Annotated in this window: 26 protein-coding genes; 23 read left to right on the forward strand and 3 right to left on the reverse strand. The window is 44.9% G+C overall.

Translation table 11 applies throughout. The features are described from left to right. Window positions 1-45: 45 nt before the first annotated feature. On the reverse strand, window positions 46-690 hold the full coding sequence (locus HMPREF9429_RS04195) for an HAD family hydrolase (protein ID WP_006941901.1): 645 nt from the start codon (window positions 688-690) through the stop codon (window positions 46-48). Between the two features lie 152 nt (window positions 691-842). Between HMPREF9429_RS04195 and HMPREF9429_RS04200 the strand changes: the two genes are divergently transcribed. From HMPREF9429_RS04200 to HMPREF9429_RS04305, 22 genes are all read left to right on the forward strand, one after another. After that, window positions 843-2,528 (forward strand): LPO_1073/Vpar_1526 family protein, encoded by a 1,686-nt coding sequence (locus tag HMPREF9429_RS04200; protein WP_006941902.1) that lies wholly within the window; start codon window positions 843-845, stop codon window positions 2,526-2,528. Window positions 2,529-2,539: 11 nt separating this feature from the next. Next, window positions 2,540-3,427, forward strand: coding sequence for a UTP--glucose-1-phosphate uridylyltransferase GalU (gene galU / locus HMPREF9429_RS04205; RefSeq protein WP_006941903.1), 888 nt, complete (start codon window positions 2,540-2,542; stop codon window positions 3,425-3,427). A 97-nt stretch (window positions 3,428-3,524) separates the two neighbouring features. Continuing rightward, window positions 3,525-3,740, forward strand: a complete 216-nt coding sequence (locus HMPREF9429_RS04210) for a hypothetical protein (RefSeq protein ID WP_040773777.1) — start codon at window positions 3,525-3,527, stop codon at window positions 3,738-3,740. A gap of 103 nt (window positions 3,741-3,843) precedes the next feature. Continuing rightward, a complete protein-coding gene (locus HMPREF9429_RS04215) occupies window positions 3,844-4,125 on the forward strand; it encodes an HMA2 domain-containing protein (RefSeq protein ID WP_006941905.1) in 282 nt (93 codons plus the stop codon). A 2-nt stretch (window positions 4,126-4,127) separates the two neighbouring features. Continuing rightward, complete coding sequence (locus HMPREF9429_RS04220) at window positions 4,128-4,769, forward strand: HMA2 domain-containing protein (protein WP_040773781.1); 642 nt, start codon at window positions 4,128-4,130, stop codon at window positions 4,767-4,769. Between the two features lie 8 nt (window positions 4,770-4,777). Next, entirely contained in the window at window positions 4,778-6,862 is a 2,085-nt protein-coding gene (locus tag HMPREF9429_RS04225) for a heavy metal translocating P-type ATPase (RefSeq protein ID WP_050777766.1), read from the forward strand. 159 nt (window positions 6,863-7,021) lie between these two features. Next, window positions 7,022-7,561, forward strand: a complete 540-nt coding sequence (locus tag HMPREF9429_RS04230) for an ECF transporter S component (RefSeq protein WP_006941908.1) — start codon at window positions 7,022-7,024, stop codon at window positions 7,559-7,561. 212 nt (window positions 7,562-7,773) lie between these two features. Continuing rightward, entirely contained in the window at window positions 7,774-8,802 is a 1,029-nt protein-coding gene (locus tag HMPREF9429_RS04235) for an ADP-ribosylglycohydrolase family protein (protein WP_006941909.1), read from the forward strand. A gap of 254 nt (window positions 8,803-9,056) precedes the next feature. Beyond that, window positions 9,057-10,025 carry a 4Fe-4S cluster-binding domain-containing protein gene (locus tag HMPREF9429_RS04240; RefSeq protein ID WP_006941910.1) on the forward strand — a complete coding sequence of 323 codons (969 nt, stop codon included), beginning with the start codon at window positions 9,057-9,059 and terminating at the stop codon, window positions 10,023-10,025. A 109-nt stretch (window positions 10,026-10,134) separates the two neighbouring features. Then, on the forward strand, window positions 10,135-11,376 hold the full coding sequence (locus HMPREF9429_RS04245) for a putative DNA modification/repair radical SAM protein (RefSeq protein ID WP_156780713.1): 1,242 nt from the start codon (window positions 10,135-10,137) through the stop codon (window positions 11,374-11,376). 9 nt (window positions 11,377-11,385) lie between these two features. Next, window positions 11,386-12,123, forward strand: coding sequence for a TIGR03915 family putative DNA repair protein (locus HMPREF9429_RS04250; RefSeq protein ID WP_006941912.1), 738 nt, complete (start codon window positions 11,386-11,388; stop codon window positions 12,121-12,123). Between the two features lie 82 nt (window positions 12,124-12,205). Further along, a complete protein-coding gene (locus HMPREF9429_RS04255; protein ID WP_232216660.1) occupies window positions 12,206-12,625 on the forward strand; it encodes a DUF1934 domain-containing protein in 420 nt (139 codons plus the stop codon). Then, on the forward strand, window positions 12,625-14,289 hold the full coding sequence (argS, locus tag HMPREF9429_RS04260) for an arginine--tRNA ligase (protein ID WP_006941914.1): 1,665 nt from the start codon (window positions 12,625-12,627) through the stop codon (window positions 14,287-14,289). The genes HMPREF9429_RS04255 and argS overlap by 1 nt, the downstream gene beginning before the upstream one ends. Window positions 14,290-14,353: 64 nt before the next feature. After that, the gene (locus tag HMPREF9429_RS04265; RefSeq protein WP_006941915.1) at window positions 14,354-15,964 is read left to right on the forward strand and encodes a CTP synthase; all 1,611 of its coding nucleotides are present in this window, start codon (window positions 14,354-14,356) and stop codon (window positions 15,962-15,964) included. A gap of 638 nt (window positions 15,965-16,602) precedes the next feature. After that, on the forward strand, window positions 16,603-17,937 hold the full coding sequence (gene rsxC, locus HMPREF9429_RS04270; RefSeq protein WP_006941917.1) for an electron transport complex subunit RsxC: 1,335 nt from the start codon (window positions 16,603-16,605) through the stop codon (window positions 17,935-17,937). Between the two features lie 31 nt (window positions 17,938-17,968). Continuing rightward, window positions 17,969-19,003, forward strand: coding sequence for an RnfABCDGE type electron transport complex subunit D (locus HMPREF9429_RS04275; protein WP_006941918.1), 1,035 nt, complete (start codon window positions 17,969-17,971; stop codon window positions 19,001-19,003). Window position 19,004: 1 nt separating this feature from the next. After that, a complete protein-coding gene (locus tag HMPREF9429_RS04280; protein ID WP_006941919.1) occupies window positions 19,005-19,556 on the forward strand; it encodes an RnfABCDGE type electron transport complex subunit G in 552 nt (183 codons plus the stop codon). Between the two features lie 2 nt (window positions 19,557-19,558). After that, window positions 19,559-20,191, forward strand: a complete 633-nt coding sequence (gene rsxE / locus HMPREF9429_RS04285; protein WP_006941920.1) for an electron transport complex subunit RsxE — start codon at window positions 19,559-19,561, stop codon at window positions 20,189-20,191. Further along, a complete protein-coding gene (locus HMPREF9429_RS04290; protein WP_006941921.1) occupies window positions 20,191-20,766 on the forward strand; it encodes an electron transport complex protein RnfA in 576 nt (191 codons plus the stop codon). The genes rsxE and HMPREF9429_RS04290 overlap by 1 nt, the downstream gene beginning before the upstream one ends. 21 nt (window positions 20,767-20,787) lie before the next feature. Further along, on the forward strand, window positions 20,788-21,645 hold the full coding sequence (gene rnfB, locus HMPREF9429_RS04295; RefSeq protein WP_006941922.1) for an RnfABCDGE type electron transport complex subunit B: 858 nt from the start codon (window positions 20,788-20,790) through the stop codon (window positions 21,643-21,645). Between the two features lie 7 nt (window positions 21,646-21,652). After that, on the forward strand, window positions 21,653-22,714 hold the full coding sequence (locus HMPREF9429_RS04300; protein ID WP_040773786.1) for an FAD:protein FMN transferase: 1,062 nt from the start codon (window positions 21,653-21,655) through the stop codon (window positions 22,712-22,714). Between the two features lie 124 nt (window positions 22,715-22,838). Further along, window positions 22,839-23,279, forward strand: a complete 441-nt coding sequence (locus HMPREF9429_RS04305; protein ID WP_006941924.1) for an Lrp/AsnC family transcriptional regulator — start codon at window positions 22,839-22,841, stop codon at window positions 23,277-23,279. 43 nt (window positions 23,280-23,322) lie between these two features. On the opposite strand, the gene HMPREF9429_RS04310 is transcribed toward HMPREF9429_RS04305, so the two are convergent. Beyond that, on the reverse strand, window positions 23,323-23,754 hold the full coding sequence (locus HMPREF9429_RS04310; protein WP_006941925.1) for a hypothetical protein: 432 nt from the start codon (window positions 23,752-23,754) through the stop codon (window positions 23,323-23,325). Between the two features lie 92 nt (window positions 23,755-23,846). Here HMPREF9429_RS04310 and HMPREF9429_RS04315 point away from each other — a divergent pair, with 92 nt between their 5' ends. Beyond that, the gene (locus HMPREF9429_RS04315) at window positions 23,847-24,509 is read left to right on the forward strand and encodes a Crp/Fnr family transcriptional regulator (protein WP_006941926.1); all 663 of its coding nucleotides are present in this window, start codon (window positions 23,847-23,849) and stop codon (window positions 24,507-24,509) included. A 37-nt stretch (window positions 24,510-24,546) separates the two neighbouring features. Here the strand turns inward: HMPREF9429_RS04315 and HMPREF9429_RS04320 are convergent, their stop codons facing one another. Next, window positions 24,547-25,764: a bifunctional 3,4-dihydroxy-2-butanone-4-phosphate synthase/GTP cyclohydrolase II gene (locus HMPREF9429_RS04320; protein WP_006941928.1), complete on the reverse strand. Its 1,218-nt coding sequence runs from the start codon at window positions 25,762-25,764 to the stop codon at window positions 24,547-24,549. Window positions 25,765-25,773: the final 9 nt, after the last annotated feature.

The following is a 25,773-nucleotide window of genomic DNA, read 5'->3' on the forward strand; positions in this document are numbered from 1 at the left end:
CGTATATCGGTCGGTGTCGTTTTTCGTGTGTGTCGGTGTTTGACTTTATAAAATGGAAGTTAATTCAGAAGGATGGTTAATGAGAAAAGTCGGCTTCAGGCGAGCTAAGAAATCTTTGTCACGAAACCCCCAGGTAACAAGGATAATGTCGGTACCTGCGTTTTGGGCCGTTTGAAAATCCACTTCCGAGTCGCCGACATAGACGGCTTCGGCCGGCGTGAGATTGAAACGGCGGAGAGCTTCAAGGATCATTTGCGGAGCCGGTTTTTTCAGTATGGCTGACGTTTCTCCCAGGGAGAACTCCGCATAGTTACGAAAGAATTTATTATGCAAGGTTGTTACGGCTTCTTGCCCCTTATTGGAAACAACGGCCAGACGATAGCCTTTTTCCTTCAGGTATTGTAAGGCTTCGGGAATGCCGTCATAAGGACAGGTATGACGACGGCAGCGTATAGCATAATCTTGCTTAAAGTCTTCTGCCATACGGGCGCGCTCCTCTTCAGAAGCGTCGGGAGCCGAACTTTTCATGAGCCCCGAGTAGCCGTAGCCTAAGTTTGCACGAACTTTTTCACGAGTCAAGACGGAAAGACCGCGACTCTTAAAGACTGCGGACAAGCTATCGGTTAAATCGGTGAGTGTATCCAGAACCGTTCCGTCCATATCGAAAAGAACGGCTTTATAAAATTTCATTTTTTGCCTCCTGCCAATTACGAAAACTTATTTTTTATTATAGAATATGCTTTTTGCCTTGTCTAACGGTAAAAAAAGATACAAACGAGTGCGTCTGTGTGATACAATTATACGGAATGTATTCAGTATTTCGGAAAGAGGAGTGGAGATGTATGAGTCAATTTCTGCCGTATATTTTGGTAGTCGGCACGATTATTGTGTTTTTTGCCGTATGTTACCTTGTCTATTCAGGGGATGATAAAAAGAAGGAACATTGTGAAGAGCCCCCTGTCTTAAAAGAACGGCACCATGCGCCGTCTCATCACTCTGCAGGAGAAGGAAAGAAAGGACAGTATACGCCTGCTGGGCAAGAGCCTGGAACTGTTCGGAGTGAGTCTAAATCTGTACAGGTACATCGTAAGGAAACAAAGACTACGCCCGGTTATTTAACGAAAGACGGTCGTATCGTCGGGGTCGACGGAGAAGTACTGTACAGTGAGAAACATCGACAGGAAGCGGATAATGCCGAAAACACTCGAGTTCTTAAACGTGAAGAAGTAAAAGCGGCTATACAAAAAGCTCGGGCAGCTCAAGACTCGGGATCCGAAAAAGAGGAAAAAACGGGGCGTCAATCATTAGCTGATATTGCCGCTGTCGTGGCTGCCGATTTAGCGGCTAAAGAAGCCGATAAAGTAAAACCTCGGGAAGAGGCGGAAGATACAGTTGTATTAGATGCGACTCAACCCGTTCCCGTTTTGTCGGAAGTGTTAAGGAAAGGTGAAACACCTGAAGCACCGGTCCGGCAGGAAACGACTGAGGAAAGGGTTGTACCGTCAGTAAAGGTGCAGGAAAACGATAAAGCGGAAGAACAGCCGTGGCGTCGAGGTGATTTGGCAGAGTCCCCTGTCATTTCCCGGTGTACGGAACATTTCTTAAAGCAATATACTATTGTTCGTACGGATTTGAAGAAGCAAGTTCAATATATTACGGATGCCGCTTTTCGCTCCGTAGGTGCTACTCTTGATGACGAACGCGAACAGGTGATTTCTTCTTTTGCGGTTCAGGATGCATTACGGCAGGTACAAAAAAATTATACGGCTCACCCCGAGTCTTTTGTGGAAGCCGTTGTAACCCGTGCCTTTGCCGATGTGGTTCGTTGTCCCGAAACATCGACGCGTCACCTTGTGGCTACGGACGCGCTGAAGGTTATGCCCTCTTTGTCGCGGCCCCACTATCGGATTTTGGCTCTTTTATTGCTGTTTCTTTATTCGAGAAACACGCATAATGTTGATAAGGAAACGTTCGGGCAGTATATGGAAAAATATGTGCTGCCCATTGTTGATCGCTTTCCGACGGAACGGCCTTATTATCAGCAATTGGACTATCTTCATTGTACGGCTGTCGAAGCCAAGGGTACGACCTTTGCGGCTCTTTTGGGAGATTCGTATCCGCTCTTATTCCGCTATAGAGGCTTTACGGAAGAAGAATTACGTAAGGCCTTGCAGGATGAATTCCTGCCCGGAGAATTTGTCGTACAGTCTTTTAATTCGCCCTTATATAAATTGGCTCTCATCGACGAAACCATGTCTTCGCGCTTTTTCCGTATGGCCGGTATAGAAAATCGAGGTACACAGGATCGATTGTTGCGTTTGGCACGCAAGCGCCCGGCGAATTTCAGCGGCGAAGAAGCTTTGGATGTCATGGAAGGCATTTCACCTGTTTTGGCGGATATCAGTGATATTTGGGACAGCACGATGCTACGCGTTTCGACCTTGTCGCTTCTCGGTTTGTACCTCGGGCAGGGATATATCAAGGAAATTATCGGAGAAGAATTCGATTTAAGTCGTTGGTTTGAATAAAAGGAGCTATTGTGAAAAAAATACGTAAGGCCGTTATTCCCGCTGCCGGGTTCGGCACACGATTTTTGCCGGCTACCAAGGCGACGCCGAAAGAAATGTTACCCATTGTCGATAAGCCGACTATTCAGTATATCGTAGAAGAAGCCTTGGCAAGCGGTATTGAAGAAATTTTGATTATCAGCGGACATGCCAAAAGAGCCATTGAGGATCATTTTGATACGACGCCCGGATTGGAGCAGCATTTAGAGCAAAGCGGTAAAGAAGACTTGTTAAAGCTGGTTCGGGATATTTCGGAAATCAATATCCATTATATTCGACAAAAACATATGCGCGGTCTCGGTGATGCCGTTTTGTGTGCCCGCTCCTTTATTGATAACGAGCCTTTTGCCGTATTGCTCGGAGATGATGTCGTCTATAACCGGGAAAAACCGGCACTGCAGCAAATGATTGATGTATTCAACGATGTAAACGCTACGGTTCTCGGTTGCCAGGAAGTGGCCCCTGAAAGAGTATCGTCTTACGGTATCGTGGCAGGCACTCAAGTGAGCGAAAATCTTTTGCGTGTAACGGATATGATTGAAAAACCATCTCTTCATGAGGCCCCCGGCCGTACAGCCGTCTTGGGCAGGTATATTATTACTCCCCGTATTTTTGAAACATTGCAGCATACACAGCCCGGAAAAGGCGGAGAGATTCAGTTGACCGATGCGTTGAAAGAAATGGCTCATCGTGAACCCGTATATGCCTATTGCTTTAAAGGCAAGCGATATGATGTAGGTAATAAGTTAGGCTTTTTACAAGCTACCGTAGAATATGCCTTGCGTGACGAAGAGTTGGGTGGCGATTTTTACGAGTATTTAAGAGATATCGTTACCCATAAAGTGAATACGGAAAAATAAAAGTAATGTTTGTGTCTTGACAATTCTCAAAACTGAATGTAGAATTGAGAACAGGCAAAAACAATTGCTATAAGTTATGGAAAAGGAGATGTCGAACATGTTTCAAAACAGCGATTTTTGGATTGGCTTGGGCGTAGGTGTTATTGCCGGCGTTTTCGGTTATAAATTGATGGCTGAAAGAGAACAGCAGCTTCTCGCACTTCAGCAACCGGCAGTTGGCAGCGTGGCTACGAACGTACCTTTGGCTGAATTACAACGCCAGAAGGAAGAATTGGAAGATCTTATTGCCGCTCAGGAAGCTGAACAGGCTTAAGGCATAGGGCTAAAGAAACTGCCGCCACTTGTGGCGGCAGTTTCTTTTAAAAATGATACTTTTTCTTATGAAAAAATGATATAATAAAGGAGTTCGAACAACTATGTTTCACTTTTCAAAGTGGGATTTTATTATTCGCACCGTATCGGTTCGCTCCTATATACCCGGAAGAATACGTTTACAAAGTAAACGACTTATCAATAACCAGTCTTTGGTTCGGCAGGTGTATGAGCACATTTCGGCGTATAAGGAAATCGAAACGGTCGAAGTGAATCCGCTTACAGGATCCGTATTGTTGACCTATAAGCCGGATGTACTGCGTGCCAATAGGGAATTGGCTGAAGTCGAACAATATATAATGAACCATGTTGAAAGGAGGACCTAATTGTGTCCTATGTATCCGGATTTATGCTGGGCGCCTCTATCGGTAAGGCCGTTCACTCGTTTTTACACGGCTCGCCTCAGTCAGCGACTACTCCCGGTCGGGGGGGTGTAAGTACCCCGCAGAATGTACGGACCGCACCCTCGACAAACTGTGTAATACCGGCCTTTGCCTGTGTATCCGCATTGCCCGGTCGGAGACGGTATCGTGCAGCGGCTCTTGTGGGAAATGCAAGTCTTGCCGATTTATTACAGGAAGGTTTGGAAAAAGTGAAGGGCATTACGTCTGTACAGGTAAATGTTACAACGGGCGGTATTCTTATCTGTGCTGAAGACGACTCTGTTTTTAAACGCGTGGAAGTCTTCCTGGAAGGACGCTTTTTTCTGTCGCCCTGTGTAAGAGAGCCGATAATGCGGACGCAAATGCCGCACAGACAGCCTGCCTCGGAATATAAGCATACGTTGCAGGAAGTAATGGGAACTATGAGTGATTATATTTACGAACGCACACACCGCCTTTTCGATTTGCGCTCCCTTGTTTCATTCATTCTCATCGTTCGCGGTATTCGCCGTATGGTAACCCTCGATGAAATGCCTTCGGGTCCGCAAATGTTGTGGTGGGCTGTAGCACTTTTACGCGGAAAGTAGGGATAAGTATGTATAATTCATATAAAGTACCGTTGCGCGCATTTTTGCCGACGCTTATGCGTCCGATTCTTGCTGCGCAGTTACGACGCATTCGCGGTGTTGTGGCAGCCTCGGCTGATGATAAAGAAGTTGTTCTGTATTACAAGGGCTTACTTGATATGCGGGCCATTACCCGATTTATCCGTCAGTTTGAAGATAAACGGGGAGTAAAGAAAGAAGAAAAAAGTGATTTGGATGCATCGGCGTATCGTCGCGAAGCTATTTTATCCGTCGGCGGCTTTATTGCCATGAACATTTTGAACAAGACGAATCCTGAATTCTATGCTTCAATGTTGCTTGTTCGTCGTCTCTTTACCCTTTTCATAGCCCGCCGCTTTATTAAAAACGGCATTGCCGGCATTATTGAGGATAAACAGGCCAATGCGGACACATTGACGGCTACGGCGGTTATTGCTTCCGTCTTGTCCGGTAAGCCTGAATCGAGCTTGACCTTACTGGCTCTTTCCAACGGGGCTGAAATGTTGACTGAATATGCGGCTGAAAAGGCTCGTAGTCAGATCTCCAGCTTACTTAAATTGGATCAGCGTGATGTTTGGCTCGTTGAAGACGGACGGGAACGCAAGGTTCCTGTAGACTCGTTGAAACCCGGCGACTGTATAGCTGTTCACTTAGGTGAAAAGATTTGCGTCGACGGTAAGGTTATCGGCGGCAATGCGGCTGTTAACCAAGCCTCCATTACCGGTGAATCGGCTCCGGCTATTAAGCAGGAAGGATCTTCCGTTTATGCAGGGTCGGTTATTGAAGCGGGTGACCTGATCATGACCGTTGAAAAAGTCGGTAAGGATACGTCCTTGGCACAGATTATTCACTTGGTTGAAGAAGCGCAAACTCGTCGTGCACCCGTACAAAACTTTGCCGACAAGATGGCAAACATGCTCGTACCCGTTTCCTTTATCGGTGCCGCTATTATTTACGGGGCTACGAAAGATTGGCAGCGTGTCCTGAACCTGCTCTTTATCGATTTCTCTTGCGGCCTGAAGCTATCGACGGCAACGGCTATTTCCGCAGCTATCGGGGTAGCGGCTAAGCAAGGGATCCTCATTAAAGGCGGTAATTATATTGAAAACCTTTCCAATGTCGATACGGTAGTCCTTGATAAGACGGGTACCATTACTATCGGTGTACCTCAAATTTCTCATATTGAAACACGTGAAGGTGTTTCGAAAAAGGAAATCATCTTGTCTGCTGCATCTGCAGAGATGCACTCTGTCCATCCTTTGGCGGTAGCTATTCAGAAGTATGTAAAGGATAACGATTGGCAGACGCCGCCGCATGACTCATCTGAAACGGTTGTGGCACGCGGTATGAAGGCCACCGTTCCTCCCTTTGAAGAATTTTCCGGCGGTGATATTCTCGTAGGTTCGCGCCGCTTTATGGATGAAGAAGGGGTAACAGGCGTACCGACAGTTGTTGACAAAACGTGGGGTAAGAACATTCTCTTCGTAGCTAAAGACGGGGAATACATGGGCTTTTTAACCATTCAGGATCCCGTTCGTCCGGGTATGAAAAAGACTTTGAATCGTATGCGACGTATCGGCGTTGACGAAGTCGTTATGTTAACGGGCGATTCTAAGGAAGTGGCTGCAGACGTAGCTCATGCTATGGATATTGACGGGTATCATGCTGAAATTTTGCCGGAAGATAAAGCCAACTATGTTATGGAATTGCAAAAACGAGGCAATGTCATGATGGTAGGCGACGGTATAAATGATGCACCGGCGTTGGCTTTTGCTGATATCGGTGTCAGCTTGGGCGGTCAAAAGACAGATATTGCCGCTGAATCGGCAGCTATTACGATTCGTTCGGAAGACCCGGGCAGGTTGTTTAACGCCTTACAAATCGGGCAGCGGACAATGGAAGTAATTAATCAAAACTTTACGGCTACCATTCTCGTTAACTCGACAGCTATGCTTCTCGGAGCTTTGGGGAAAATCAGTCCTCTCTGGGCTGCCGTTATTCATAATACGGCGACCTTGGCAGTGGTCTTGAACAGTGCCCGAATTCTCGGACCGGGAAAAGGTAAGTTAAGATAAGATTTTACATAAAGCAACCTTATAAATCGGAAGCGATTTATAAGGTTGCTTTTATTTGCATTATACAAACTGTCCTGTTGTATATTGTATCTTTCTGTATATATTCATATAGTCAGAATCGCTGTATAATAATGTCAAATATACTTATGAGGTGATGTAATGATGCAGAAACAAGGAACAGCGGGAACAATGACCCATACAGCTACAAGAAGGTTAACTATGGCCGCTCTTTTTATGGCTATGAATATTGCTCTAAGCTCGTTCGGTATTCCCGTCCCGGGAGGACACCTGTATATTAACGATATTGTTATCTGTTTGGCTGCCCTGTTATTCACACCGAAAGAGGCTTTCTTTGTCGGCGGTATCGGTGCTTTTCTGGGCGACTTTTTCTTTTATCCGGCGCCCATGTTCGTGTCGTTAGTTACACATGGCCTTCAGGCCGGTATGATTGCCGTGCTTATTGCCGGCGGAGAAGAAAAGCGTTCTAAAGGGCGCGTCATAGGGGCTTTGCTTGTAGGCGCGGTGATTATGGTTATAGGCTATTCTTTGGGAAGGGCTTACGTCTACAGCACGCCTGAATACTCACTTATTAAATTGCCCTTCGAAATATTACAGGCCATGATCGGCGTTGTATTTTCTTATATACTTTATTTTTATACCTCTGTTCGAGAAGCATGGAAAAAGCATATAAGTGAATAATTATTTGTAATATGTGCTGAGCGTATCATTGAAAATTGTCATGATACGCTCCTTTTTTTGTGGTAATATACGGAGTTGGCAAGTTTATTGCAAATGGAAAAGAGCCTTTGATATAATCGAATCAGATAAAACAAGAGAAGTATTCCCTAGCTGGTGCCGCCTTATCTTGGCGGTACATCTTTTTTGTTGCTGTTGCGGACGGAGGGAAGCGTATGGACAAATTGGAACGGTTTAAGGGATGTATGCTTGGCGGTGCGACCGGCGATGCACTGGGATATGTCATTGAATTCGACAGTTTGAATGCTATCCGACGTAAATACGGGCCGCACGGACTTCGTACGATTTTGAAATCAAAGAAAGACGGCAATAAGGCGGTTATTTCCGATGATACACAACTGACTTTGTTTACGGCTGACGGCTTGTTATGGGCGGCTGAAGACGGGGTTGATTCGGTAGACAGAGTTTTTCGCTCCTATATGCGCTGGTATTATACGCAGACGGAACGTATCGTTAAGCCTGAACAAAAGGCGTGGATGTTACGGCAACCCCATGAGGATAAGTGGGGATATGATCTTATGGATACAGCGTCATTATATGTTCGACGGGCGCCGGGAAAAACCTGCCTGCAGTCTTTAGCCATGGGGATATCTTTTGCCGCTCACGAAGTACCCAATAGCAGTAAAAGCGGAGGAGCCGTGAAGCGGGCGGCTCCGGTAGGCTTGTTTTACAGTGAACGTCCGGAAGAAGCCTTTCATGTCGGTTGTGAAACGGCTTTTTTAACACACGGCGGGTCGGAAGCCGTCGTGACGACGGGATCCTATTGCCTGCTCATTGCCTTACTTAGTAAGGGAATGTCTTTGCGTGAAGCTTTGCCTCAAGTAATTACGAAAGCTGAAAATGAAGCGGGCGGAGAATTGACTGCAGAACGGTTGTGCATGGCCGTGACGGAGGCAGAGTCGGACAGGGTTCCTGTTGACAGTATCAAAAGGTTGACCGATAGTAAGCACGCTGCCGGTATTTTAGCGGTTGCCGTTTACTGTATTTTAAAGACCGATTCGTTGCGTCATGCCGTTATCATGTCGTGTAATCATGACGATGACAGCAATTCATGCGGGACTGTTTGCGGCAGTTTGGCAGGGACAATTTACGGTGCCGGAGCCATTCCTGAAGGATGGCTTAATACTCTGGAATGTTTTGACTTGTTGGTAGGTATGAGTCATTCATTGTATGAAGCTGTTTAAATAATAGAAATAAATGAATTTTGACTGTATAAAGGCGACCTGACGAAGGTCGCTTTTTTATTATTCACTTTGCAAGTAAGAAGTAATTAAATTTGTAAGATACGTCTCTTTGCGACAGAGAAAATATATGCTAGAATGGGTATACTGTAGTATAACGCAATTGTCTGATTAATCGGCATAATGGATAAATAGCCGGATATTGATTAAAATTTAAAATTTAAAATTAATGCGACGATTGCCGTGAGGAGAGATTTATGACAGCACAGTCGAACTATTTAGCGGGGAAACGGACGGAAATACATCCGTATAAGACGCGTGAAGGCGGTGCGACCGTAACCGTATTCGTCCCGTATAATTGCTTGAATAACTGCCCGTTTTGTATAAATAAAGCGGAATATGAAAATCCTGAAGGATTTTCGGCAGATAAAATTTGTGAGAGCATCCGTCGTATGGATGCCATTACCCCTTATTGTGACTTTGTCTTTACGGGGGGAGAACCCTTTGCGGATTTGAACGTATTGCAACAAATGTTGGATGAAATTCCGAAAACTCATAAGGTATATATAAATACGACCTTACCTGTATCGGAGTTTCAGACGGAAGATGACATTGTGAGATTTACGGAAAAAAATAAGGATAAGATTACGTGCATTAACGTGTCCAGACATATGCAACACTATGTAGTCGAGTCCAATGACGGCTTACTGAAACGCTTAGCAGTACCTTTCCGCATCAATTGTGTTTTATATAAAGACTATCCGAAGCAGGATATGATTCCTTACCTGGAACGATTCCGCCTTATTTCGGGAGCGTCTATACAGTTTCGCTTCGACTATACGGAAACGACTCCGGAAAACTTATATGAAACTGAACATGACAAGATTTTGGGCGATTTGAAAAAAATTGCCGACTATCGAGGGTTGGACGGTTGTCGCATGCGTTGCGGCTTCCATTTTGATTACAAAGGGTTGCCTTTGACTTATCATAAAACGTTGCCATACAGTACTATCGTTGAAAAAGACGAGAAGGACGGCGTTACGTATAATATTTTATATGATATCTTAATTAAGCAAACCGGTGAAATTCACAGCGATTGGGACGGGACTCTTCTCGATGTGACGGCTTACGAGAAAGTTGTATATGAGCCGTATGACTTAAAGTGGTTGGAAAGAGTCGATTTAAAGACCGGTACGATTATAGAAGAAAATAAAACAGCGGTATAGGACAATAAATCCCTCGTAGAAATGCGGGGGATTATTTTCGTCACAAATGGCGAACAAATGTTTGATAAATAGGCAAGGCTGTGATATTCTGATGAGGGGAGGAGATTGTATGTTGGGAGAAGCAATGTCCGAAAAGTTGAAAATACTTACAGATGCGGCTAAGTATGATGCATCCTGTTCGTCGTCCGGAAGCTCGCGCAAGAATACAGCGAGCGGTATCGGTGCTGCCGAGTCATGCGGTATTTGCCATTCATGGTCGGCTGACGGTCGTTGCATTTCTCTTTTAAAAATATTGATGACTAATCGGTGCATATATGATTGTGCGTACTGTGTCAATCGTGTAGGGAATGATATACGACGAGCCCTTATGACGCCGCGTGAAATTGCAGATTTAACGATTGAGTTTTACAGGCGTAATTATGTTGAAGGGTTGTTTTTGAGCTCCGGTATTTACAAATCCCCCGACTATACGACGGAACTTCTTATTGAAACGGCAAGATTGTTGCGAGAAGAATATAAGTTTAACGGCTATATTCATATGAAGGGAATACCCGGGACGGATGAAGCCCTTGTTCAACGCTTAGCTTTTTATGCGGATCGGATGAGCGTGAACATTGAGTTGCCGTCCGAAACGGGCCTAAAGTTACTGGCTCCTCATAAGACAAAAACCGGTATTTTGAAGCCCATGAACTCTTTAGCCGGCGGGATTGCAATCAACCGTTATGAGAGAAAGAAGAGCCGTAAGGCAGGTATATTTTTGCCTGCAGGACAGACGACACAGATGATTGTCGGTGCAACGACCGATCGGGATCGGCATATTTTGCGACTTGCGGAGTCCTTATATAAACGCATACATTTAAAACGTGTCTATTATTCGGCTTACGTGCCTGTCGTTACGGATACGCGTCTGCCGGTAGTGACGGAACCGCCTCTTGAACGAGAGCATCGGTTGTATCAGGCTGATTGGTTGCTACGCTTTTACGGGTTTAAAGCCGATGAAATTCTTTCGGAAGACAATCCCGATTTTGATTTGTATCTGGATCCGAAGGCATGTTGGGCTCTGCGCCATCCCGAAGTCTTTCCCGTAGAAATCAATAAGGCATCATATGAAATGCTTCTGCGCGTGCCGGGCATAGGCGTCCTTTCGGCACGGCGCATTTGTGCGGCTCGTCGTAGTGCATACTTATCTTTTGATACGGTAAAACGGTTGGGGATTGTCATGAAGCGGGCAAAGTACTTTATCACTTGCAAAGGAAAGTATTTCGGCGGATCGTATAACTTACAAAATATCGATCGTACCTTGCGTCTTCAGGAAAGACAGGCGTCTTATGAGCCTACATCCCTTTTTTAGAGGTGGCAGATGAACTATACATATGACGGGACCTTTTTCGGGTTTATGTCCGCACTTTTTGCGGCATATGCGGACGGCATTACCAGTGTCGGTACTATTGGGGAGAGTGTGGAGACCTCTCTTTTCGGAGATTGTAAATACATACCGACAGAGGCGGATAAAGCAGGTCGTGTTTTAACAGGTCTGAAAAATCAATGTGGTGAAAAAGCGGTATATTATTTATATTATGGATTTTTATCCGATATAAAGGGAAAGGAAGCGTCATTGACAACGTATATTCGCCGTGCCTTTATATTGAAACATGACTTTTATAGACGACTTCAAGAGGCGGCCTTATGGCGTGTTCGTAATATGGCGCGAAAGACAGCTAATGAACGTCACGCCTTATCAGGGCTCTTGCGCTTTCGCGAATTTTCCGACGGAATGTTGTATGCACCTGCTAATCCGGTGTGTAATGTAGTACCTCTGCTGGCATCGCATTTTGCTGCACGACTACCGAAGGAACGTTGGGTTATTCACGATGTAAATAGGCATGAGGGTGTTTTTTATGAAAACGGCAAGGCCCTTCTCGTTCATATTGACGGGCGAATATATTCATCAGCCGACTTATCGGAAAAAGAAAGAGCTTTTTCATCTTTGTGGAAAACTTTTTATAAGACTGTAGCCATCGATTCAAGACGTAACGAAGAGTTGCGTAAACAAAATATGCCGAAACGGTATTGGCCGTGGTTGGTGGAAAACCCGTAAAAGAAAGTTTATTTTTCGAGTTAAGTAGTATATAATAGTAACATTAGATTATCATAGGGAGAGTTGAGTCCGATTGAAGCGAGTGTTGGTCAGCGTTGTCAGTATCCAGCGGGATATGGACGGCAAGGAAGTTAAGTCGGAACTCGTTTCGGCGGGTAAATACTACGAAAAACATGGAGCCCGATATTTCGTCTATAAAGAAAGCGAAATTACCGGCATGGAGGGCGTTACGACGGTGATTAAGTTGCAAACCGACGGGACGCTCATCTTATTGCGTCTCGGAAAGATTCGGCAAAAACAGGAATATGCTGTCGGCAAGATAAAAAAATCCTTGTATGAGACGCCTTTCGGGGATATTGAAGTAAGTATGAAAACCTATGAAATCAAAGTCGATATGGTTGACGGTATCGGCAGGATATATTTAGCATACGATGTTTTATTAGGCGAATTGACGTCTACATATAACCAATTATTTATGGAGATTCGGGAGGATCGGGCGTAATGGATATGAAGGAAACGGTAATACAAGGAATTAAAGCGGCATTGGCAGCAGCCGTGTCGGCAGGAGATTTGCCGGACGGCGAATATCCCGATGTCCTCCTGGAAGTGCCGCCGCAAAAAGAGTTCGGCGATTTTGCGACCAATATTGCCATGCAATCGGCTCGAATAGCTCATAAGTCACCGCGTATGATTGCTGACGTACTTTTGAAACACTTGGACGCTCCGTGGTTGGAAAAAGCTGAAGTTGCCGGAGCGGGGTTCATTAACTTTTTCTTAAAGCACGATATCATTTACGATACGTTGTGCCATATTCTGGAACAAGGAAAGCAGTACGGGCAAGCTCCCTTACGGGCGGAAGATACGGTGCAGGTGGAATATGTAAGTGCCAATCCGACAGGCCCTTTACATGTAGGGCACGGGCGTGGAGCCGCATACGGAAGTGCTCTGGTTAATTTGTTGCGTGCAGCGGGATATAATGTTCAGTCCGAATATTATATTAACGACGCAGGCAATCAAATGAATAACTTGGCGGCGTCCGTCAATGCCCGTTATCTGGAATTGCTCGGCAAAAAAGCGGAAATTCCCGAAAACGGCTATCACGGAGCCGATATTATCGATACGGCTCGTGCTATTATAGAGCAAGACGGGGATAAATATTTACAAATGGATGAAAAGGATCGATTGGAAATTTTCAAAAATCGAGCTTATGAAGAAAAATTGAAGGCTCTTAAGCGAGATTTGGAAAGTTTCAACGTTACCTTTGATAAATGGTTCAGTGAACGGACGTTGCATCCCGAAGCCATTAAAAAAGCGTGTGAAACGCTGAAGGGCAACGGCAATATGTATGAAAAAGACGGGGCTCTTTGGTTAAAATCAACGGCATACGGAGATGATAAAGATCGCGTTGTTATTCGTGATAACGGGGTGCCCACCTATTTGGCCGCTGATATTGCGTATCATAAGAACAAATATGAACGGCAGTTTAAAAAGCTTATCAATATTTGGGGAGCCGACCATCATGGTTATGTGGCTCGTGTTAAAGCGGCTATGGCGGCTTTGGGGCTTGACCCGAATCAATTGGAAATCTTGCTGTTGCAAATGGTCAGCCTCTTTAGAAACGGCGAGCTGGTTAAGATGTCGAAACGGACAGGGCAGGCTATTACGCTTAACGAATTAATTGAGGAAGTCGGTACCGATGCGGCCAGATATTTTTTCATTATGCGGTCCTTGGATACACAGCTTGATTTCGATCTCGATTTGGCTAAATCGCACAGTAATGAAAACCCCGTATATTACATTCAATATGCCAATGCACGGATTTTCAGTATATATAAGCAAATTGCCGAAAACGGCGATGTCTTCGACATGACTTGGAAAAACATAAAGTGGGACAAGTTGAAAGAAGAACGGGAGTTGGCTTTAATCAAAAAAATGGCGGCCTATCCGGAAGAAATACGTAAAGCGGCTGCCGAACGGGCACCTCATCGCATCGCTCATTTCGTCTATGAAATGGCCGGTCTTTTCCATGCTTTTTATAACAACTGTCACATTATCCAATCGGATAAGGAGTTGGAAGAAGCTCGGTTGGCACTGGTTACGGCTGTACAGATTACGATTGCTAACTGTTTAGCCGTGTTGGGAATTTCAGCACCTGAAACAATGTAAGCAGTTGACATAAACGGTTGATAGTCTTTGATGGTAACGGGCACGAGCCCGGCAGGGAGGAATTATGGCAAAATACATATTTGTAACAGGCGGTGTCGTATCTTCGTTGGGTAAGGGTATTACTGCCGCATCGTTAGGACGATTATTGAAAAACCGCGGTTATAAAGTAACAATTCAGAAATTCGATCCGTATATCAATATCGATCCCGGCACGATGAGCCCGTACCAACACGGTGAAGTCTTCGTTACAGATGACGGTACGGAAACGGACCTTGACTTGGGGCATTATGAACGGTTTATCGATATTAACCTCGGTAAAAATTCGAATGTTACAACCGGTAAAATTTACTGGTCCGTTCTGCAAAAAGAACGTCACGGCGACTATCTCGGCTCGACGGTTCAGGTCATTCCTCACATTACCAATGAAATTAAGAAAAATGTACATCGTGTAGGCGATGACGATAATGCGGATATCGTCATCACTGAAATCGGCGGCACAGTAGGCGATATAGAAAGCTTACCCTTCTTGGAGGCTATCAGACAGATTAAGAAAGAAGTCGGTCGTAATGATGTCTTATACATTCACGTCACCTTAGTTCCTTATATCGGAGCAGCCGGTGAATTAAAAACAAAACCGACACAACACAGTGTTAAAGAACTGCGCAGCATCGGTATTCAGCCTGATATTATCGTTTGCCGTTCGGAAAAACCCTTGTCAGAAGATATGAAGGACAAGCTGGCTCTCTTCTGCGATATAGACAAAGACGCGGTTATTCAAAATCGTACGCTCGACAGTATTTACGAAGTACCTTTGTTGTTGGCGGAAGAAGGCTTGGATCGAATTGTTCTCGATAAATTGGCCTTAGAAGATAAGCCGTGTGATATGGAAGACTGGAAAAAGATGGTCTATGATATTTATCATACGGAAAAAGAATTGGAAATTGCCTTGGTCGGTAAATATGTAGCCTTGCACGATGCCTATTTGAGCGTTGCTGAAGCCTTGAGCCATGCGGGCATTGCTTATAAATCCAAGGTTAATATTCACTGGATCGACTCGGAAACGTTGGAAGGTGATGATGTCGATTTTGGTGCCGTATTTAAAGACATTGACGGCATTGTCGTTCCCGGCGGTTTCGGTGGACGCGGTGTAGAAGGCAAGGTAAGAACTATTCATTATGCCCGAGAACATAAGATACCCTTCCTGGGGTTGTGCCTGGGTATGCAATGTTCCGTCATGGAATATGCTCGCTATGTGTGCGGCATGCAGGGGGCCACTTCTTCAGAATTTAATGAAACGGCTGAATATCCGGTTATCGACTTGATGGCTGATCAGGTGGATGTATCTGAAAAAGGCGGTACTATGCGTCTCGGCCTGTATCCTTGCAAGTTGCGTGAAGGGACAAAGGCTAAAGAAGTATATGGCGAAGATTTAATTTATGAACGCCATCGTCATCGTTGGGAATTCAATAATAAATACCGGAAAGAATTGACTGATGCGGGCCTGGTCATTTCCGGAACCTCGCCGGACGATCGGCTGGTGGAAATCGTTGAAGCTCCCGACCACCCCTGGTTTGTTGGTTGCCAGTTCCATCCTGAGTTTAAGTCAAGGCCGACGAAGGCTCATCCGTTATTTAAAGGCTTAATTAAAACGGCATTGGAATTAAAAGAAAAATAAAATAAAAGAAAATAAAAGACTCGTTAGGAAGAGTGATTCTTTCCGGCGAGTCTTTTTGTCGTGTCGAAAAAAGTATACTTTAAGAATGATGTATGTGTAAAACGGGATAAAAACTTATGCCGACATTTGTGGAGTGAAAAAGTATTCTTTTAATAAATAAAATATACTTTGAGAGTACATTTTAATACGTATTGATAGCGTGTATCATAATGTATTTTTCTACACTCAAGAAGCGGGAAAGATTGGTAATTAGCCGTTGAATAACGGATTTTATAATGCTATAATGTAAACGATTGAAAGGGCGAATTACCTCTTCAAACAAATGCGTGAGAATAGGTATGCGAAAAAGAAGTATAAGGTTGCCGAGTTGAAGGCTGACCGGATTTTTGAGCATTCTTTAATCATGCAAAGTGGAGAATATAAAACGCATGAATATACAAGTCGGCAGCGTTTTGAATTCTTCATACATGCGATATACGGATAATAGCGGACGAAAGTCCGTCTGTTTGTGTGTTTATAAGGCTATGGCCTTATAAAACGGCGTTATCGGTTTGAAACGAAACAATTCGTTCCTGAAATTTTCTTCAGTCTTCATTATTTTTCTATTACATAACTTATTTATAATGAGGTGATTTCAGATGATGAAAAGCTTTATCGGCGGGGGTCATCCTGATGACGGCAAGGCCTATGCCAAGGACAAAGCCATCGAGACCCCGGCACTGCCGGAACAAGTAGTCATCCCTATGAGTCAGCACTTCGGTGCTCCTTGTACGCCTACTGTTAAAGTAGGGGACCATGTAAAAAAAGGTCAATTAATAGGGACGAGTGATGCATTTTTGCATGCCGACATTCATGCATCCACATCCGGCGAAGTCGTTAAGGTAGCTCCCATGCCGCATAACATGATGGTTACGTGCATGGCTGTCGTAATCAAGGCTGACGGCCTTGATGAATGGGCGGACGGGTTGCCTGATGAAAAAGATTGGAAAGAACTTGACAAGGCACAAATCGTTGAACGTATTAAACAAGCCGGCGTCGTCGGTTGCGGCGGTGCTACCTTCCCGGCTCATGTCAAGTTGGCTCCCAACAAGCCGGTAGATACGTTTATTGTCAATGCGGCAGAATGCGAACCGTATTTGACTTGTGACTATCGTTTAATGCTTGAAGAAGCGGATAAGTTGGTAACGGGTGTTCAAATCTGTATGAAGGCTTTGGGGGTTTCCAAAGGCTACATCGGCATTGAAGATAACAAACCCGAAGCTGTCAGCAAGCTGAAAGAAGCGTTCAAGAACGTTCCGGAAGTATCTGTCGAAGCGTTGCCGACCAAGTACCCTCAAGGTGCTGAAAAGATGCTTATTAAAGCTGTTACGGACCGCGAAGTGCAGCCCGGCGGATTGCCTATGGATGTAGGTTGCGTCGTTTCCAATGTCGGTACGGTTATAGCTATTACCGATGCCGTATGTCACGGTATTCCGTTTATTGAACGCGTAACAACGGTTACGGGTGATTGCATTAAAGAACCGAAGAACCTGCGCTTGCGTATCGGTACATCTTTCCAATATGCAGTCGATTATTGCGGCGGCTTTTCAGCTCAGCCCGATCGTGTAATTGCAGGCGGTCCTATGATGGGTCTTGCACAATTCCAACTTGACGTATCTGTTGCTAAGGGCGTATCCGGAATTTTGGCACTGTCTCCTGAAAAGTGTCAGGTAGGTGTCGAAGATCCCTGCATTCGTTGCGGTCGTTGTGTAGATGCTTGTCCTATGGGTTTGATTCCCAGTCAGCTCAGTATTTTGTCTCATTGCGAAGCATGGGATAAATGCATGGAATACGGTGTTATGAACTGCGTTGAATGCGGCAGTTGCGTATATGTATGTCCTGCTAAACGCAATATTGTTCAGTACATCAGAAATGCCAAAGCTCAGGTAAAAGCACAGCAACAAGCTGCTAAAGCGAAAGCGGAAGCCAAATAGGCTAAGTCTTTAATGGAAGAAGGGATAAATTATGGAAAAGAGTGCACAAGAAGTAGTTCTTACTGTGTCCTCCTCACCGCATGTCCGTTGTAACGAATCCATCCCCAAAATTATGTGGACTGTTGTGGCAACGCTTGTACCGGCCGCAGCTTTCGGTGTATATTACTTCGGATTTAATGCACTACTTAATATTATAGTATCTATCGTATCGGCCGTTTTCTTCGAATGGGCTTGGGAAAAGTTCATGCATAAGAAAATTACGATTAATGACGGCAGTGCCGTTATTACCGGTCTTTTGTTGGCAATGTGCTGTTCACCGATCTTACCGTGGTGGATGTGCATCGTCGGGTCCTTTATTGCCATCGTAGTTTGTAAGCAAGCTATGGGCGGTTTGGGATACAATCTGTTTAACCCCGCACATGTAGGCCGCGCAGGGCTCATGGTTTCCTGGCCTGTAGCTATGACGACATGGACGCAGGTAAACGGCAGTGTTATTGACGGCGTAGCCGGTGCTACTCCTTTGAATGTGTTGAAACAGAGTGGCTATGATGCTTTACTTCAACTCTTTAACAATGACCCCATGACCATGTATCAAAACATGTTCCTCGGGTTCCGTAACGGTTCTATGGGTGAAACGTCGACGGTGCTTTTGATTCTCGGCGGGTTATTCCTCATGTATAAGGGCTATGTCAAGTGGCAGGCAACGGTTGCTATGATTGCAACTGTCGGAATTTTGATGTGGGTCTTCGGTGGTGCCGTAGGCGCTCATGCAACAGGCGGCCTTTTTACGGGCGATCCTATTTTCCACATGATGGCCGGCGGTTTGATTATCGGTGCTTTCTTCATGTCCACTGATATGGTAACGGCCCCGATTACCTTGAAAGGTCAATTGATTTTTGCTGTCGGTGCAGGCGTACTTACCGTATTGATTCGTCTCCTCGGCGGTTATCCTGAAGGGGTTTGTTACTCCATCCTCTTAATGAATGCCGTAACTCCCTTAATCGACCTTACAGTAAAACCGAGAATTTTCGGCTCTGTAAAGGTCAAGGCAAAGGAGGCTGAATAAGATGTCGGAATCAACGGAAAATAACATTTTTAAAATTGCTCTCAATCTTATCCTCACTTGCTTGGTATCCGGTCTCATCATCGGCTGTGTATATTATATAACCGGCCCGATTGCTAAAGTTAAAGCGGAACAAATGAAACAGGACTCCATGAAAGCCCTCGTTCCCGATGCGGAAAAGTTTGCCGAAGTACCCGGCGAAAAAGATACGTATTTTGCCCAAAAAGACGGCAAAACGATTGCTTATGTTATTCCGACGGAACCTAAGGGTTACGGCGGACCCATTAAATTGTTGACGGCTGTTTCGTTGGACGGCTCCGTTATGGACTATACAATGCTTGAACATAACGAAACTCCGGGCTTGGGCGATAATGCTTCAAAACCCAAATTCCGCGGCCAGTTCAAGGGTAAGAAACTGGACCACTTGGAAGTTACTAAAGACCCGAGCAAGACGGACCTCATCCAAGCTATGACCGGTGCAACCATTTCTTCCCGTGCAGTTACTCGCGGCGTAAAAGAAGCTGTTGAAAAGGCCGCACAGTTAGGGGGTCACTAATCATGAGTTTATGGAAAATATTCAGTAGAGGCATTATCGAAGAAAACCCGTACTTCGTATTAGCTCTGAGCTTGTGCCCCGGTCTTGCCGTAACGACGAGCGTTATTAACGGTTTGACCATGGGTCTTACGGTTTGGTTCGTTATTACTTGTAACAACGTAGTCGTTTCTATTATTCGTAAGACGATTAATAAAAAGGTTCGTGTACCTGTATACATCACTTGTATCGCAACAATCGTTACTTGTGTACAGCTGTTCCTCCAAGCCTTTGCTCCCGATTTGTATAAGGCGTTGGGTGTATATCTTGACTTGGTTGTCGTATTCGCAATCATCTTGGCTCGTGCCGAATCGGTTGCTTCTAAAAACGGCATTGTCGTATCTTTCCTCGACGGTATGGGCATGGGATTCGGCTTTACAGTAGCAATGTTCCTCATTTCCTTCGTTCGTGAAATTCTCGGCAACGGTTCGCTCTTCGGCATTCCTGTTTTCGGAGATTGGTATCAACCGGCTCTGATTATGGCTTTACCGCCCGGAGCCTTCATGTTGATCGGTTTTATTATGGCCGGTTTCAAAGTTTGGAACCAGAAACGAGAAAAAGCACGCTTGCTGAAAGAACTTGAAGGGAGTGAAGCATAATGGGTGAATACTTTACGCTGTTCATCGGTGCTGTTTTAATTAACAACTTCGTATTGACCAAGTTCTTGGGCTTGTGTATTTTCTTCGGCGTTTCTAAGAACCTTAATGCTTCTATCGGCATGGGTTTCGCTGTAACTTCCGTTATTACGCTGAGCACCATTTTGGCTTGGTTGGTATATAACTTTGTCCTCGTACCGCTCGACCTTACGTTCTTGCGGACTATTACATTCGTTGTCTTGATAGCCAGCTTCGTACAGTTGTTGGAAATTATCATCAAGAAGGAATCGCCTACGTTGTATAACATGTGGGGGATTTACCTCATGCTTATCGCTACGAACTGTATCGTTTTGTCCGTCCCCGTATTGAGTGTAACGAACAATTACAACTTTATTGAAAACATTGTCTTTGCCGTCGGTTCCGGTATCGGTTTTGCTTTGGCGTTGATCCTCATGGCCAGCGCTCGTGAAAAACTCGACTTTGCCGATGTGCCTGCAGCTATGAAGGGCACTCCGATCGCATTCGTTGTAGCCGGTATGTTATCCTTGGCCTTCCTCGGATTCTCCGGTATGTTATAGGATAAGAGGTGACATAAGATTATGAATGAAACCTTATTTATATCTATCATGGCCGTAGTTATTATGGTCTGCGTAGGTACCGTATTCGGTTTCGTCTTGGCAACGGCGGATAAGAAGTTTGCTATGGACGAAAATCCTTTGATTGGTGAAGTTAAAGAAGCTCTGCCTCAAGGTCAGTGCGGTGCTTGCGGTTATGCAGGTTGTGCCAAATATGCCGAAGCGGTTGTAAACGATCCTGATGTTCCGCCCAATCTCTGCGTTCCCGGTAAAGCGGCAGTTGCTGAAGAAGTGGCTATGCTTACCGGTAAGGTAGCAGAAGCTGCGGAAGCTAAGTTTGCACATGTTAAATGCCGTGGCGGTATCGGTATTGCCAAGATGGCATACGAATACAAGGGCGTTATGGACTGTGCAGCTGCTAAGCAGATTCAGCAGGGGCCTAAATCCTGTAAGTTCGGTTGCTTGGGTTTCGGTAACTGTGTTCGCAATTGCCCCTTCAATGCAATGACTATGGGTACGAACGGATTACCTCAAGTAAATAAGGTGCTTTGCACCGGTTGCGGTAAATGCGCAAGCGTTTGCCCGAATCACGTTATCGAATTGTTACCTGTAAGTGCAAAAGTCAGCGTAAGTTGCAGCTCCAAAGAAGCCGGGGCAGTTGCTAAAAAATCTTGCTCGGCTGCATGTATCGGTTGCGGACTTTGTGTACGTAATTGCTCGCATGAAGGCGGCGTACAGGTAATCGATCACTTGGCAGTGGTAAATCCCGAAATTTGCCATGCTTGTGAAGATCCCACTTGTGTAACTAAGTGCCCGACCAAGGCTATTGCAGCATATGTAAAAGCGGCAAAAGCTGAAGTTGAAGAAGCAAAGATAGGATAATAGTGTTATGAACGGAAGAAGATATACGACCATAATAGCCGTAGTCTCCCTTCTCGTTCTGTCGTTGGTCTGCTCCGGATGCCTTTCGCGTTCGGAGCAGTCTTACGATAAGAACGGAGTAGCCATGGATACGACGATATCCTTAAAGGCGACGGGACCGGAAGCAAAGGAAGCGGTTGAGGAAAGTTTTGCCCGAATCCAGGAATTGGACCGGCTGGCCAGTGCACAGCGTCCGGATAGCGATTTGGGGAAATTGAAAGCGGCGGCGGGAAAGGACTATGTACAAGTGGATCCTGCCGTGTATGAAATGATTGATTTTGCAAAAACTTACTCTGAAAAATCACAAGGTGCTTGGGATATTACCACAGGAGTCATAACGGACTTGTGGGGAATCGGGACGGATAATCAGCGGATTCCTTCGGATGAGGAAATTGCAGCTGCCGAAAGCCTTGTTAACTATAAGGATATACTGCTGCGGCCTGAAGATCACAGTGTGAAACTTGCCAAAGCGGGTATGAGTATTGATTTGGGCGGCATTGCCAAAGGCTATGCCGTTGATGAAGTACGGGCTATTTTTGCCAAACATCATATTGAAAACGGTTTGATTAATCTCGGTGCCAGTTCCATGTATGCCTTAGGTTCCAACGCTAAAGGCGGCCCCTGGCGCATCGGCATTAAGCATCCGCGTAATGATGATAAAGACACATACTTGGGTATTGTAGCCGTAAGTAATGAAAATATTTCCACGTCGGGAGACTATGAACGATTTTTTGAAGAAAACGGTGTGCGGTACCATCATATTTTCGATCCTAAAACAGGTCGACCGGCTCGTAGCGGTGTGATGAGTGATTCCGTTCTGGTAGATTCGTCCATTGAACATGGCGGGATGTTGGGGGATATGCTGACGACCATTTTGTTTGTCCTTGGGCCTGAACGGGGAATGGAATTTGCTCATTCCGTAAACGGTGTGGAAGCCATGATTACGACAACTGATGGAAAGATATACATGACAGACGGATTTAAGTCTCATTTTTCCGACTTAAACAGTGATTTTAAGCTAATGCCCTAACCTTTTTTCGGTTATGGAAATCGGGTGAAAACATAAGATTTTTGCATTTTGTATTTACTTTTTTTTCATTTTATAAGATAATGGAATAAAGTATACGAAATATTTCACAAAGGGCGGTAGGCATATGGATCATATTGATGAGAATATTTTGGAGTTGCTGAAAAAAAACGGTAAGGTTTCGGCGACGGATATCAGTAAGGTCGTAGGATTGTCAATTCCGGCTGTGGCCGAAAGAATACGTAAGATGGAACACAACGGAATAATTGAAGGATACGGTGTTAAATTAAGTCGTCGCAAGACGGGGTATAATGTAACTGCGTTTATTATGGTTACTGTAGAGCGTACTTCGACAGATGACGAGTTCAGAAAGCGTATTTTAACCTTTGACGAGGTTTTGGAATGTCACCACATTGTAGGAGCTTTCGATTACATATTGAAAGTTCTGGTTAAGACACCTGATGAGTTGGAACAGTTCATTATGAGAGAGTTGAACGAAATTCCGACGGTAACAATGACTCAAACCTTCTTGTGTCTTTCTACCTTGAAAGAAGAATGGAATATCTGAAAAAAAGGAGCTTCGCTAATGCGAAGCTCCTTTTGGTATATGGTTATTGAACGGATCCGTTCGGAGTAATGACACATGTCTTAACTGAAAACATTTTTTGAGAGGTTGCGACGGCTTGTTCAACTGTTTTTTCTAAACGTTGACAGCAGGGAACACTCATACGGATGACGTTTACCGAGTGAATGTCATTATTTTTTAAAATATTCGTCAGTTTTTCCATAGCGTTATCATCATTCAGTTTAGGACAGGTAATGATAAGAGTCTTGTCCTTTATAAAATCTTTACCGAAATCGGCATAGGCATAAGCTGTGCAATCAGCAGCAATGAGTAAGTCCGCCCCGTTGAAAGCCGGTGATTCTTCAGGTACCAATTTCAACTGAATGGGCCAGTATGAAAGATGCGAGATATTTTCGTTATCTTGAAGAGATCTCATCATTCGGCCACCTGCCGGATTCATAAATATTTGTGTTTCCATGACGTGCCTCCTTAAAGATCTGTTTTATTTCTGGACATAGTATAGTAGAATAAACGTACCGAGTCTGTTGGAAATATAACTGAGGTGACAACATGGAAGAATACATTTCGCTTTTAAAAAATACGGATCTCTTTAAGGGCGTTGAAGAAACATCCATAGGATCTTTATTGCAGTCTATGGGTGCTCGTAAACGACATTTTGACAAAGGCAATTTCGTTTTTTATGCAGGCGATGACATAAATACTATCAGTATTGTCTTATCCGGAAGTTGTCATATCGTTCAAGAAGATTACTGGGGAAATCGTAATATTTTGACGCTCGTTCAAAAGGGACAACTCTTCGGCGAAGCCTTTGCGGCCTTACCGTCGGCACAAGCTATTGTGGATGTGGTTGTCGTTGAAGAAGGTGACATTCTTTTTTTGAGTATCGATTCATTGATGAGATCTGATACATCTTTACCTGCAGAGGCTCGGCGTGTATTGCGAAATGTAATGGGCTTATTGGCGGGAAAGAATATTCTTTTAACGAAAAAAATTCGTTATATTTCGCAACGGTCGACTCGTCAAAAGCTGATGGCATATCTGTCTGATGAGGCCCGACGCCTAGGTAGCTCTTCCTTTACTATTGAATTTAATCGCCAACAGCTGGCTGACTTTTTATCCGTAGATCGCAGTGCCATGTCGGCAGAGCTCAGTAGGATGCAAAAAGACGGATTAATTGAATATCATAAGGATGCGTTTACCTTGCTGCAATAAAAAAAGGTCCTGCCGTGGCAGGGCCTTTTCAATTATGCTATTGAAGGTGGGGGAGAATGTGACCCAGCTTGTGCTTTTTCGTTTCTAAATAGAATTCGTCGTGTTCGTGCGGTGCCATTTCAATAGGAACGCGTTCCGTAATAGCCAAACCGAATTCTTCAAGACCGTAAATCTTGTCGGGGTTATTGGTCAACAGGCGGAGTTCTTTAACACCTAAATCCTGTAAAATCTGAGCGCCTGTCCAATATTCGCGTAAGTCGGGAGCAAAGCCCAATTTTTCGTTGGCTTCTACCGTATCGTACCCCTGTTCCTGGAGAGCATAGGCTTTTAATTTATTAATTAATCCGATACCGCGACCTTCCTGTCGCATGTACAGGAGTATCCCGCGCCCTTCTTTGTTGATTTGTGTCATGGCTGTAGCCAATTGTTCACCGCAGTCACAACGACAAGAGCCGAAAACATCGCCGGTCAGACATTCGGAGTGGACACGAACAAGGAGGTTCTTGCCGTCACCGATATCTCCTTTGACCAGGGCTACATGATGTTCGCCCGTTAAATCGTTGATATAACCGTAAATACGAAAATCGCCGTATTTTGTGGGCATCTTGGCTTCCGCTTCACGAACGACATGCTTATCATGACGACGGCAATAGTTTTGCAAATCTTTAATAGTAATAAACTTGAGACCGTATTCTTTAGCCATTTCCCATAAACCGGGAGTCCGCAACATAGTACCGTCATCGGCCATAATTTCACAGCACAGGCCGGCTTGCTCCAACCCTGCCAGACGCATTAAATCGACGGTTGCCTCTGTATGGCCGTTACGTGTCAAGACTCCGCCTTTTTTGGCAATGAGGGGGAACATGTGACCGGGACGGCGGAAATCTTCGGGACGCGTGTTTTCGTCTACCAGTTTACGAGCCGTGTAAGCACGTTCGACTGCGGAAATGCCCGTTGTCGTGTCGATATGGTCGATAGAGACGGTGAAAGCTGTTTCATGATTATCCGTGTTTTGTGCTACCATAGGCGGAAGGTTTAACTTGCGGGCATATTCACGGCTGACGGGCATACAGATAAGTCCTTTGCCGCGGCTGGCCATGAAATTCATGTTTTCCGTTGTACAAAATTGTGCGGCACAGATGAGATCGCCTTCATTTTCCCGGTCCGGATCGTCAGAGACGATAATCATATGTCCTGCGCGAAGTTCTTCCAAAGCCTCTTCTATAGTATTGTACTCGTATTTTTGCTGTGTCATTATAGAAAA

The sequence above is a fragment of the Megasphaera micronuciformis F0359 genome (assembly GCF_000165735.1).
Classification (GTDB): Bacteria; Bacillota; Negativicutes; order Veillonellales; family Megasphaeraceae; genus Megasphaera; species Megasphaera micronuciformis.